General features: G+C 60.2%; 6 protein-coding genes. 2 read left to right on the forward strand and 4 right to left on the reverse strand.

The window, feature by feature from the left end:
• Positions 1–23 precede the first annotated feature (23 nt).
• Entirely contained in the window at positions 24–1,352 is a 1,329-nt protein-coding gene (locus PQU94_RS14715; protein ID WP_272742191.1) for a DcaP family trimeric outer membrane transporter, read from the reverse strand.
• Positions 1,353–1,612: 260 nt separating this feature from the next.
• Here PQU94_RS14715 and PQU94_RS14720 point away from each other — a divergent pair, with 260 nt between their 5' ends.
• The gene (locus tag PQU94_RS14720; RefSeq protein ID WP_272742192.1) at positions 1,613–2,260 is read left to right on the forward strand and encodes a response regulator transcription factor; all 648 of its coding nucleotides are present in this window, start codon (positions 1,613–1,615) and stop codon (positions 2,258–2,260) included.
• On the opposite strand, the gene PQU94_RS14725 is transcribed toward PQU94_RS14720, so the two are convergent.
• Complete coding sequence (locus PQU94_RS14725) at positions 2,257–5,583, reverse strand: hybrid sensor histidine kinase/response regulator (RefSeq protein WP_272742193.1); 3,327 nt, start codon at positions 5,581–5,583, stop codon at positions 2,257–2,259. The two genes, PQU94_RS14720 and PQU94_RS14725, sit on opposite strands and share 4 nt — an antisense overlap.
• A gap of 441 nt (positions 5,584–6,024) precedes the next feature.
• Between PQU94_RS14725 and PQU94_RS14730 the strand changes: the two genes are divergently transcribed.
• Complete coding sequence (locus tag PQU94_RS14730) at positions 6,025–9,807, forward strand: TonB-dependent receptor domain-containing protein (protein WP_272742194.1); 3,783 nt, start codon at positions 6,025–6,027, stop codon at positions 9,805–9,807.
• Between the two features lie 689 nt (positions 9,808–10,496).
• Here PQU94_RS14730 and PQU94_RS14735 read toward each other — a convergent pair.
• On the reverse strand, positions 10,497–12,071 hold the full coding sequence (locus PQU94_RS14735) for a DHA2 family efflux MFS transporter permease subunit (RefSeq protein ID WP_272742195.1): 1,575 nt from the start codon (positions 12,069–12,071) through the stop codon (positions 10,497–10,499).
• Positions 12,072–12,306: 235 nt separating this feature from the next.
• Complete coding sequence (locus tag PQU94_RS14740) at positions 12,307–13,452, reverse strand: HlyD family secretion protein (protein ID WP_272742196.1); 1,146 nt, start codon at positions 13,450–13,452, stop codon at positions 12,307–12,309.
• Positions 13,453–13,480: the final 28 nt, after the last annotated feature.

Raw genomic sequence — 13,480 nt, forward strand, 5'->3', positions numbered from 1 at the left:
GGCCGGGGTCAATGCACCCCAACTCAATAGGCGTATTTCGCCGCCAGTTCGAGGCGGTCCAGCCGTCCGCTCTGGCCATTCAACAGTTCGCGTTTACCCGTGCGCAGTTCGATACCGAGATCGAGCCCTCTAACCGGCGTGAAAAACAGGTTGGCGGCCAGACTTTGTGCCGATTTCGACGCCAGAGCCGGGCTGCCTGCCGGATAGTCGGCGCTCAGGAACGACGCCGCGAAGGTCGAACGCAGGCGCGGCGTCCAGCCCAGTTTCACCGCCGCAAAGCCAGAGGTGATGCCGACTGCCTCCATCTTCGCGCCCTGCGTCCCGGCATAGACGACATCAGGCGCGAAGTTGAGCCCGACATAGCGCCCGATCCCTTCCCCGCCGGTCAGCATAAAGCGCAGATCATGACGCGACTTCGTACCGAACGGCACCTTGCCCGACAGGCTGAGCCCGTAGCCCGACGCGGTGGCCCCCACCGCGCCATTATCGACGGCCAGTTGTCGCGCCAGAACGGCCACCGCGAAATCGCCATAGGGCTTTTTAAGGCTGAGACGCGCCGTCACATCGGGCAGGCGGTCGTCGTCGTTTTCGATCAGGGTCGCGGCGGTGGGCGTAATCGACGCCGTTTCGGGGTTTTCCAGCGCTACGGCCAGGCTATACCCCGCCCCCAGCGGCAGCGTGTAACGCACCTGCGGCTGACGCACGAAGACCGTGCCTTCCGTGGGGCCGACAAAGTCCGTGCTTTCCGGCAGGGCGGCGACGTTCTGAAACGTCGTCCAGTCCTGCCCGAACAGCCAGCGGCCATAGGTGATATAGGCGCGACGCAGCGCCAGGTTATAGCCATTGGTGGTGCGTTCGCTGCCGCCGCCGGGCGTGGTCTGGAAATCAGCCTCGACATAGCCGCTTAAGCCCGAACCGCTGTCCATCGACACCGTCAGTCGGGTCTGCTTGGCGATGAAATCGGCGTCGATGTGTTCGCGGACGCCGCCTACCGGAATCTGCGACGGCAGGTAGAAGTCGCGCCCCAGCGATCCGGTAGCCAGATCGCCGGAATCGTATCGGCTGAACAAAGCATTGGTCTTGATAAAACCGCCGAAACACACGGCAGGCCCGGTAGCTTGGAAGGATTGGGTCTGGACGGGAGCGGTCTGTTGGGTTGGGCTGGGCGGCGTGGCCTTTTCCGCCTTCAGCCCGGCCAGTTCGGCGCGCAGGCGGCTCATCTCGCCCTCCATCGCCGCCAGCCTCTGTTCGAGCGCCGCCGCCTCAGACGGCGCGGTCTGTTGCGCGCTGACGGAGCCAGCCGCCAGCGCCAGCCCGACCGCAGAGGTCAGGCCGATCAGGGTATATCGCATGTGAACCTCCCCGCTTTTGTTTGCCCTTATTGTGTTTTGCATGGGCAGCGGTGAGACAGAGGATCAGACCGAAGGGGCCGGAATTGAAGGGCGACCTTGGTCGAGACGGCCCCCGACCTTGGTCGTTAAGACCTTGGTCGAATGAAGGTACGGAATGCGTCCCATAGCCGCACTTGGGTCTGGACATGTAAGTGGCAAGGGTACAGATTGGGTGCGCCAGCATTTTCAATAATAAAAAGAATGCGGCCGGAGGTTTCGTCTTGAGTATCCCCCTTCCCGCTTCGGCACCCTCCATTCTGGTCGCCGATGATCACCCGCTCTTTCGTCAGGCTCTGATACTGGCGGCGCGCAAGGTCCGCCCGGACGCCCATATCCTCGAAGCCGGTACGCTGGACGCGGCGCTGGAAGCCGTGCGTCAGGCCACCAACCTCAAACTGGTCCTGCTCGATCTGCGTATGCCGGGTGCCGAGGGCTTTTCCGGCGTGGCCCTGTTGCACGCCGAGGTGCCGCATGTGCCCGTGCTGGTCGTCTCCGCCGCCGAAGCCGAAAAGGCGGCGCGCGAAGCCCGGCGCTTTGGAGCCGTGGGGTTTATCGGCAAGGATCAGCCCCTGCCGCGCATGCAGGAGGCCATCAGCGACGCTCTGGAAGGGCGCATCAGCGACACGCCGCCCGCCGACCCGGAGGTCGATACGGTCGCCGCCAAGGTCGCCGACTTGACCCCGACGCAGTTGCGCGTCCTGCTGGGCGTGCTGGCGGGACGCCTCAACAAGCAGATCGCCTACGACCTCAGTATTTCTGAGGCCACGGTGAAGGCGCACATGACCGCCATCATGCGCAAGCTGGATGTGCAAAACCGTACTCAGGCCGTACTGGCCGCCCGCGCTCTGGGCATCGGGATAGAGGGTTAAACCCCTAACCACTGCCGCAGGATTTTGGGCTCCGCGGGTTTGGCAAACACCGGCACGCCCGCCGCCTCGGCGGCCGCCTCGGTCGCCGGGTCGCGGTCCGCGGTAATCAGAGCGACGCGCAGGTCTGGATTACGCCCGCGCAAGCGCCGGATCAGCGACAGACCGTCCTGACCCTCGTTCAGATTATAGTCGATCAGGGCGCAGTCGGCGGTTTCGGCCTGACTGAGGGCCACCTGCGTGTCATCCACCGCTCGCACCTCGCACCCCCACTGCGTCAGCAGCGCCGACATGGCTTCACGCACCGCCGGCTCATCATCGACGATCAGCACGCGCCGCGCCGGGGCGTTAATCAGCACCGGTGCCGCCGTCGTGGTCTCAACGGCCGCAACGCGCGGCAGGGTCACGGCAAAACGGCTGCCGCGCCCCAGGCGCGAACGCACCTCGACGCGCAGCCCCAGAAGGCGCGCCGTGCGCTCGACAATGGCCAGCCCCAGCCCGACCCCGGCCTCACCCGATACGCCCAGCCGCTCAAATTCACGGAAAATACGGTCCTGATCGGCCTCGGCTATGCCGACGCCGGTATCATAGACCTCGATCCGCACCTGCTCAGCGCGCGGTCGCAGCACCAAAAACACGCCGCCGGTTTTCGTGTAGCGCACGGCATTAGAGAGGAAGTTTTGCAGGATCGAGCGTAGCAGAGTGCGGTCGGTCTCCACCCAGACCGACGGCGCGATCAGGCGCAGGCTCAGCCCCTTTTCCGCCGCCAGGGGCGTGAAGATCAGGCTCAGATCCCGCGCCAGAACCGACAAGTCGAAGCGCACCGGGCGCGGCGTGACGCCCCCGGCATCGAGCTTGGAGATATCGAGCAAGGATTTCAGCAGGGCATCCGCCGCCTCAATCGAGCGTTCGACATTTTCGACCAGCGCCCGCGCCTCGCCTTGCGTCTCCTCAGCCAGAGCCGCCGTAAACAGGCGCGCGGCGTGCAGCGGTTGCAGCAGATCATGGCTGGCCGCCGCCAGAAAGCGCGTCTTTTCCTCGGTCGCCCGCGCCAGAGCCGAATTGGCCAGACGTAACTCAGCCGTGCGCCGCTCCACGCGGCTTTCCAGCTCGGCGCGCGCCGTTTCCAGCGCTGACAGGGCGTCGGCCTCGCCCGTCACATCGGTAAAGCACATGACATAGCCGCCGCCGGGCATGGGGCCGCCGACCGTGCGGATCACCCGCCCGTCATTGCGCCGCCGCTGAAAGGCATGGTGGGTGCCGCGCCGCATGTGGTCCAGTCGGCGGGCGACGTGGCTTTCGACCTCGCCCGGCCCGCATTCGCCGCGTTCGGCATTGAAGCGGATCAGCTCGGCCACCGGCGTGCCGACACGCACAAGCTCAGGGGGGTACTGAAACAGCTCCAGATAGCGCGTGTTCCACGCCACCAGCCGCAGGTTCTGATCGACCACGCTGACGCCGGGGTCGATGTTTTCCAGCGTCGCCGCCAGAAGGCCGCGTGAAAATTGCAAACTCTGGCCCGAGCGGTCGAGCAGACGCGCCACCTCATCGACGCTGATCGCCGTGCCGGACAGAGCGGACGACACGATGGCGTGAGCCGAAGGCGCGCCGACCACCCCGGCGATCAGCCGCTCGGCCCGGCGCACGGCGGCACGGTCGATGGGGGCGTGGTCCTGTATGCGGCCAAAGGCTTCGGCGACCGCTTCGGGCCCGGCAAATCGCGCCGTGAGCGTGGTCAACTGCCCCAGACTGTGGACCGCGCCTTGTCGCACACTGGGCGTCAGGCGCAGACCAAAGCCCGGGCGGGTGCGCCCGAAAGCCGAGGCCAGACCCCAGGCGGCGGCATTGGCCCCCAGCGAGGCCACCACCCCGTGCACCAGCGGATTGAGGTCCGGCCACAGGGCCTTTACGCCGAACAGGCCCTGCGGATCGAACAGCGTCAGGGCCGCCCCTTCAAGCCACTGCGGCGAGGCTATGGTCGGCCAGAACAGGCTATAGGTCCACACGATCAGCCCGGCCAGCAAGCCGGCCTGAATGGCGGCGGCATCTCGCGCCTTGCCATTGACGGCCAGAAGCAGGGCCGGCGTAAACTGCGCGATGGCGGCGAAGGCGATCTGTCCAATGACCGCCAGTTGCTGCCCCGGCGGCACCCACAGGGCGTAGGTCAGGGCCGCCCCCATCACCGCCGCGATCGAGGCGCGGCGCACCCACAGCATCAGCTTGCCGAAATCCGCCGCCGCCGAGGCGCTGCGGTGACGCAGCAGGAAGGGCGCGATCAGGTCGTTGGAAATCATGGTCGAAAGGGCGATGGTCTCAACCAGAACCATGCCCGTCGCCGCCGCAAAGCCCCCGATAAAGGCCAGCAGGGTCAGGCCGGCCAGTCCGGCCGCATAGGGCAGGTTGAGCACGAACAGGTCGTGCGGCACCTGCGGCCCCAGCAGGGTCAGTCCGGCCAGCGTAATGGGCGGCACCACGACCAGCGTCGCCAGCAGATAGCCCACAAACGGCCAGCGCGCCTTCTTCGCGTCCTCCGGCCGGTCGGCCCCGATGACCGCGGTGTAAAACTGACGGGGCAGGCACACCACAGCGGCCATCGACAGAAGTGTCATGACCCCAAAGTCCAGATTGATCTGAGACGGCGCAAAGCGGGCGGAAAAACTGGCCCAGCCGGCGGTACGAAACTCAGACGGCGCGCTCATAATCGCGAGGATGGCAAACCCGGCCACGGCGACCAGCGCCACCAGCTTGACCAGAGATTCGGTGGCGATGACGTAGAATATGCCTTCATTCCGGCTGGAGGCCACATAGTGCCGCGTGCCAAACAGCATGGCAAACAGAGCCAGAGCCAGCGCCGTCAGGGTCATGGGCCATAAACGCTCACCTCCCGCCACCGCCGCAAAGCTGGTGCCTACAGACCGCAATTGCAGAGCGACGTAGGGAATGGTGCCGAACAGGGCCAGCAGCGTCACCAGCGCCGGCACGCCGCGGCTCTTGCCGAATCGCGCCCCGATAAAGTCCGAAATCGACGTCGCCCCTTCGGCGCGCACGGCGGCAATGAGGCGCGTCAGAAAGGGGGCGGCAAACACCCACAACAGGATCGGCCCCAGATAGATGGGCACGAAGCTCCACCCCTCCCCGGCCGCCGAACCAACCGCCCCGAAGAAGGTCCAGCTGGTACAATAGACACCGAGCGACAGGGCGTAGGCCGGGAGTCTCAGCGGCGAACGCCCGCCCTCACGCCGCGCCCGCCCTTCGGCCCAGGCCCCGATGGCAAACAATACCGCCACATAGGCCGCAGCTGCCAGTAAAAGAATATAGCCGTTCATCCGCGACCGCCATTACACCGCCACCACGCTAAACCAGCTTGCGATACAGGGCAAACACCTCACGCACGGTCTGCTTATTGTGCGCCGCAAAACACATATCAACGATATAATTCACACCACATTGAGTAGCAATGCCGCCTTTTAACCACCTTTGCGCCACATTTCGCGCGAAGCGAACTTAAGCTGTGCAGAGGCTTTTTTTAACTAATACCCCTGTAAAGACAGGGAAAGGGTGAAAGACAAAGGCTTTGCCGAAGGTTCTAACAACCCACTTTGAATGTCATAGTTGCCTGTGTGACCTTATTGAAACAGGTTTCATTCGTAATTGACAATTTTGTGGCAAGAGATTGACGGCCGGGCGACACCGATGCGTTATACCCTTTCAACAGCCGTCAAGGCTGGCATCAGCGCAGTAAAAAGCCGATAACCCGGAGATAGAGTGTGAAAAAAGAAACCAAGCGACTTGGCCTGTTGGGTACGACCTCGTTTTGCAGTGCAGTGCTGACGGGCGTTCTGGCTACGGCCCTGACCGGTGGCGTAGCTCACGCCCAAGACACCGCCCCCAAGACGACCGCATCTGAACCAAGCAAGGACATTCAGGAAGTCGTCGTTACCGGGACGCGCATCAAGCGCCCGCAATTTGACGGCACAGTGCCAGGGATCCAAGTCACTAAGGAAGAAATCGTTCAGCGCGGCTTTACAAATGCGTACGATGTCGTCCTCAGCCAGCCGATGGTCTCTTCCGGTGCTAGCCCCTACGGCAACAACGGCGGTCAAACCTCGAGCCTCGGGATGGCCTTCGCTGACCTTTTGGCGCTTGGGCCACAACGCACCTTGACCCTTGTCAACGGTCGCCGCGTCGTCTCTTCTAATGCGGCCACGCTCTTCGTTTCTGGCAACTACGCGGGTTCGCAAGTCGATCTTAGCGGCATCCCAACCCAGATGATTGACCGCGTCGATACGCTGACCGTGGGCGGGGCTGCCGCGTACGGTTCAGACGCAATCGCCGGCGTCATCAACTACATTATCAAAGACAAATACGTGGGAACTGAAGCCCGCGTCAGCTACCGTGCCTCCGAAAAGGGCGACGCAGGTCGTTACAGCTTCAACGTCTTGCATGGGCGCAATTTCGCAGATGGCAAGGGTAACATCGCCATCGCATATGAGTACAATAAGACAGACGCATTGTATGCAGATGCGCGTCCGTGGATTATTGACACTGCCGTCGGCGTTACAAACTTTGCCAATGGCTCCAAGCGCAATCCAAATTTCGTTCCGAACGCGATTATCGACGTACCAGGACAGAATAATGGTGCTTTCCTTAGGTCGCAAGATGACGGCATCAATTCAAACGCCTATGCCTATAACAGCCGCTCGTCAACCGTCTGGCCGTCCGGTATTGTCTTCACCCCCACAGCCGCCGCGGGCTTGACCTGCCCAGGTAGCACCTTTGCTCCAGGTACACCGAATGTAACTTTCACAGGGGCATTTAATGCCACAACTTGTATTTGGGGGACAACGCCGCTTGGCTTCTCGGCAGCTTCACAGCTCGTGCCGGGAACTCCGACTGGGAATGGGCTTTACGGAACATTTGCGTCGGGAACTTTTCCGAATTTCGCACCAACAACTCTGCCGTCCGGTGTAACTCCAGCCGCTGTATTCACAAAATACGGCATCACACCTCCAGCGGGCCTTACGTCCGGTCAGTTGAACGCGTTGGCGGTGAACGTCCTTCAGAGCAAATTACCTACGCTTCGCGAATATCTCGCAGCTAACCCGAACACTGATATAAATCTGATCCTCGGAACGCTGTACCCGAACGTTCCGCGTGTGGCCAACACGGATCCAGCGACCAGGAATCTGTTCCCGTTCATTGCAAAGCCGGTCCGGTTCAACGCGAACGGTGAGGCCGAAAACTATTCATTTTCCAACCTGTCCCCAACCCAGCAGGGGGTTTTTGGCGCGGCTCAGAACGGGTTTGATAGCAGCTACTACAATCTGCTTCAAAACGAGCAGACTCGTAACATCGTGTCACTATTTGCGACCTACAAGATCAATGATGATCTAACATTCTACACACAGAACATCCTTTCGCGCACGGAAACAGTTCTGCCGCGAAATACAGCTTCAGCTAACTCGGTCACTTCGACGGGTACTGAGACGTCCAGCCTGGTTATGAATATAAGCAACCCATACCTGTCTGATGCCTCGAAAGCACTGTTGACAGCCTCCAATGCGGTCGCCACGAACGGCAGCTTCATCTTCGGTCGCACCAATCAGGATATCCTGGGTGATAACCCGCTTTTTGGTAAAACCAATACTTCAAACTTTACCCAAGGGCTCAAAGGCAATTTCGAAGTGGCCGGCCATCCATGGAAGTTTGATGCATCTTACACCTACGGAAAGTCCGAAGGCGATGTGAAGTTCAAGGGAATCAAAGACCTCGAGTATCAGTTGGCTCTTGACGTCGTTAAAGTTGGTAATGACATCGTATGTCGAGCCAAAACGACGCCGAGCTCTTATCTTGGTCGGCCGCTTTCTGGTACGGCGAAAAACCTCGTAGACGTTATCCAGCCGGATGGTCGCGTAGCAAAAATCGTGTTCCAGCCGACGGTCACTCAAGATATGATTGACCAGTGTCAGCCATTGAATCCATTTGGCTATGGCAAAATGTCCGATGCCGCAAAGGCCTATGTAACTGCCAATCAGACGTATGCGTTCGAGAATGTCCAGACCTTCCTGCAAGGCTCGGCAACCACGGACATATTCCAGGCGCCTGGCGGTCCTGTAGGTTTCGCTCTGGCCGCAGAACATCGCACCACGGAAAATAAATACCGTGTGGATGAGATCTCGCAGTTCGGTCGCACGCGTTCGGCTTCAATCGCCAGGACCGACTATGAAACTGAGGCAACGGAACTCGGATTGGAGCTAAACATACCTGTGTTTGGCGGTGATTTCACGCTTCCTTTTGTGCGTTCTCTGGAAATCAACCCCTCGGTGCGCTGGTCGCGTCAGAAGGGTAGTGCGCCGGAGTACTATCGTCAAAGCGCAACCGAAGGTCGTGTAGGTGCGCTTACTACCCCAAGTTATCAAGGGGACACGGCCCAGATTTTCTCGCTGGCCGGTACCTTCTCGCCTGTCAAGGACATCTCGTTCCGCGGAAACGTCACGAGGTCGATCCGCCAGCCGGATGGTGTTGAGCTGTTCCTCGGTGGACAGCCGGCATTCACCACGCCTACTGATCCCTGTACCCTGACCAACATCAATAGCTCGTCTAACCCAACAATCCGTAAGGCTAACTGCGTCAATGACCTAATCAAATATGGTTATGCGACAAACGAGGCAGATGCTAATGGGTTCCTAAACACCTACGCTCCGGCGTCACTCAGCCTCCTTGGCGCTCGCTTTGGTAACACCGGCCTGCGTCCGGAGACGGCAAAAAGCTGGACAGCTGGGTTTATCCTTGCGCCGCGCTGGGTGAAGAACTTGTGCATATCAGCAGACTACGTCGATATTCAGGTTCAGGACATGCTGACCCGCGTGTCTCTCACTGATCTCGCAAACTTCTGCTATGACTCGCCGTCTTACCCTGACAATAGTGCAACGTACGGTACGAACACCTGCGGTTCATTCGTACGTTACAACAAGTTGAGCGACCCCGCACCGAACTCCAGCCTTGATTTTACAATCAGAGATGGTTGGCAGTCGACATATCTAAACCTGGCCAAGCAAAATGTCCGCTCGGTTAATATTGTGGTTCAATATCGCTTCGATATTGCGGACACATTCGGGCTGAAAGGTAACTGGGGCCGTGTTAGCTTGAACAGCAACGCCTATCGCACACTGGAATACAGCTATACGTCATCCGGTCAGCCCGCTGACCTGCAGGACTATGTGGGCGGCTGGGACTATCCGGAATGGCAGACCAACTCCACGATTGGTTATAGCCGTGACAAGTTCTCGACAAGCCTGAACATCAACACCGTGAGTTCTACGGTATATAAGAACGGTGGCGTGGATTGGACGCTTGAGGCCTATCCGTACCTCAACCGTGATGGCTACGCGATCTACAACCTGTTCCTCGGGTACGACATCACGGACAAGGCGGAGGTCAGGCTGAACGTTAACAATGTGGCCAATACTCGCTTCGTCGACGAGCGCGTCGGCTCGATCTATAGCTCGATTGGCCGTACCTTCCAGGTTTCGTTGTTCGCGAAGTTCTAAGAACTTTCGAGACAATAAAAACAAGCCCCCCATCGGGTTACCGGTGGGGGGTTTCTTTATTCCAGAAAGTCATCCTCTGTATACGCACCTCAATTCTAGAGTCCATCTCGTAAGTATTTCGATCTGGATGCAATTGATCTGAACGCATTAGCGTCTCACGTTAGCGGGCTCAACTGGTCAATATCTGGAGGTTACCTGTCACGACACTTCTAGGAAATCTAACCGGTAATTTGATTTAACACATAACCGTCAGTTCAAGAGGGCGCATTGGATCGGGTTCTGATTCCATGGGACATGACTCGACCACCGTCTCATTCTCTAGTTAATCGAGAAAAAGACGCGCTCGTCGGCGAGCACTAGGCGGGACCTTCCCAATTAGGAGGCCCCTTCAACGCATAACGGAAAAATTTTAGCCGGGTCCCCAAGATCACAATATATTTGTGGTTTCGGGACGGCTCGCCATGGGCTGTAATGCCTCGTAGCTTGTTCTTGTTCATCGGCCCGCAGTTTCAAGCCACGCGGCCTCCCCCCTGCGCGCCCTCAGTTTCACTTCGCTTCGTTCGACGTGATCAAAATACGATGGAAGTTCCACCCACCGAAGAAAACTCATGCTGTGTGAACCCAAAAAAAAAATGAGCCGCCAGACGAATCTTTCCGGCGGCTCTATTTTTTTTCAGCCTATATGAAGATCAGTCCGCTGCGTGGACCTGCCCATTGGCCATGGCCTTTCGGCTGAGCCAGATCAGGGGGATAAGGCACAGAATAATGATAGACGAGATGCGGAAGATGTCGACCGTCGCCAGCAGATAGGCCTGCTGACTGACTTGCCGTGTGATGGCGGCCACGGCCTGCGCCTGTGACATGCCCATCTGCATCATCTGATTAATGACCTGATCGACGCCACCGGCACCGCCGGAATTACCACCGCCCGAACCACCCGTCATGGCCCCTGAGATGTTATTCAGGGCGTGGGTTTCGTAGTTGTCCCACAAGGTGGTGGTCAAAGAGGCGGCGAATGAGCCCGCCGTGATGCGGGCAAAGTTCGACAACCCCGACGCGGCCGGCATCTGGTGCGGGGCGACATCGCGGAACGACACGGTGATCATCGAGGTGAAGAAGGCGCTCATCGCCGCCCCCATCACGAACATCGGCAGGATCAGGTGGCCAAAGTCGATATCAGGTGCATAGAGCGAGCGCATATAGAAGGACAGGGCAAACAACAGCAGTGAGATCGTCGCCATGATGCGCGCGTCGATACGGTTGGAAATCTTGGCGACGAACGGCGTCAGGAAGACGGCAACCACACCCGATGGCGCGGCGGCCAGACCCGCCCACGTCGCCACATAACCCATGTTGGTTTGCAGCCACAGCGGCATCAGCAGGTTATTGCCGAAGAAGACGGCATAGGCCGCACAGAGCGCGATTACGCCAAAGGCGAAGTTGCGGCTTTTGAACAGCGACAGATCGACCACCGGGTTCTTTTCGTTCAGTTCCCAGATCAGCCAGGCCAAAAACCCGATCAGGGCCAGCAGCGACAGGATGACGATATGGACCGAGTTGAACCAGTCGGCGTCCTTACCGGTGTCGAGCACCAGTTGCAGAGTCCCGACCCAGAAGACCAGCAGCGAGAAGGACACCATATTTAGCTTACGCGCCACGCTTGGGGTTTCGCGGTTATGCATGAAGCGCCAGCAGATCCAAGTACAGGCGATTCCTACCGGCACATTGATCAGGAATATCCATTCCCATGCGAAATTATCCGAGATCCAGCCGCCCAGAATGGGCCCTAGCACCGGGGCGACCAGGGTGGTCATCGACCACACCCCCAGCGCGGTGGAGCGTTTATCGGGCGGGAAGATCATGATCAGCAGGGCCTGAGAGCCCGGAATCATCGGGCCGGACACCGCCCCTTGCAGGATGCGGAACAGGATCAGCGACGGCAGGTTCCACGCGATACCGCACAGGAACGAGGCCAGCGTAAACAAGGCCACCGAGACGACAAAGGTGCGCACCACGCCAAAGCGCATCATCAGCCAGCCGGTCAGTGGCACCGAGATACCGTTGGCGACGGCGAAGGAGGTGATAACCCACGTCCCCTGATCGGAGGCGACGCCGAGATTACCGGCGATGGTCGGCAAGGCGACATTGGCGATAGTCGAGTCGAGTACCTGCATAAAGGTACCGAGCGCCAGCGCCACGGCGGCCAGAGCCAGCGACACGCCGGTCAGCGGTGCGGGTCCGGCAGAGGAAGAAGATGAGGCCATAAGGCGCGCTCCATGAACGGGTGGTGGAAGCCAGGCTCCCACCACCCCGACCGCTAACGCGGCCGAGGTCCCCCTCCCCAGCCTCGGCGGCAGCCAAAATGGGGAGGTATGATGTGATGCCCTCTCGTTTACACGCCCCTGCGCACAGGGGCGGTGGCGGCAAAGCCGTGGGAGGGGGCCTTATACCAACGGCCGGATGCGGTCAGTATCTTCGGCCGTTGGTATTATTCAGCCATTACTTCGACACGTCGATTTTGGCCTTCATCGACAGGCCAACGCGCAGCGGATGCTCTTTAAGGTCCTTTTCGTCGATCTGGATGCGCACCGGCAGACGCTGCACGACCTTGATCCAGTTGCCCGAAGCGTTCTGCGCCGGGATCAGCGAAAAGGCCGAGCCCGTACCGCCGGAGACGCCGACGACCTTGCCCTTGTATTTGACGCCCTCGCCATAAAGATCGGAGGTCAGCTCAACCTCCTGACCCGGCTGGACTTTTTTAAGCTGAACTTCCTTGAAGTTGGCATCGACATAGGCCTGCGAAATCGGCACCACCGACATCAGAGGCGAGCCCATCTGCACCTGCTGGCCGACCTGAACCGACTTGCGGGTAACAACCCCGGCCATCGGGGCTCGCACGACGGTGCGTTCCAGCGCCAGTTGCGCCGAAGCCAGACGCGCACGGGCCGCCATGATCTCCGGGTTTTCGTCCGGCTTGACGCCCGCGATCAGGGTGGCGTTGGTCTGACGGTTGCCTTCGGCCGAAGCCAGCGCAGCCTGCGCCTGAATACGGGCGGCGCGGGCGGCATTGAGGTTGGCGATGGCCGCGGCATAGGCGCTTTCGGTCGCCACGACTTCTTCCTGAGACACGGCGCCGCTGGTGGCGAGGTTCTTGCGACGCTCGAACTCGAATTTGGTGCGGTTCACCTCGGCCTCAGCGGCCTTGATTCCGGCATCGGCGCGCACGATGTCGGCTTCGCGGGCCCCCATCTGACCCCCCAGCGCCTTGTCGTTGGCGTAGTAGCCCATCACGCGGCGTTCGGCGGAGGCCAGAGCCGCACGCGCGGACTCCACGGCGATCTTGGCATCGGCATCGTCAATGACCAGCAGCACGTCACCGGCCTTCACCGTCTGGGTTTCCTTGACGAGGATGCGGGCCACCGGCCCGGCGACCAGCGCGTTGACCTGCGCCGTTTCGGCCCCGACATAGGCATTGTCGGTCGAAACATAGTGCGAGCCGACAAACATGTAATAGGCGCCGTAGCCCAGCACGCCCACGGCCACAACGGCGGCCAGACCGGTCAGAAGCTGACGGCGGCGATCATTGGATTTGGCGGGGGACGTCTGAGCCGGCGTAACGGGCGGGGTGTTTTCAGTATCGGACATGGTGCGTCACTTTTTCTTCAGCGTGGAA

This window comes from Asticcacaulis currens (assembly GCF_028550395.1).
GTDB lineage: Bacteria > Pseudomonadota > Alphaproteobacteria > Caulobacterales > Caulobacteraceae > Asticcacaulis > Asticcacaulis currens.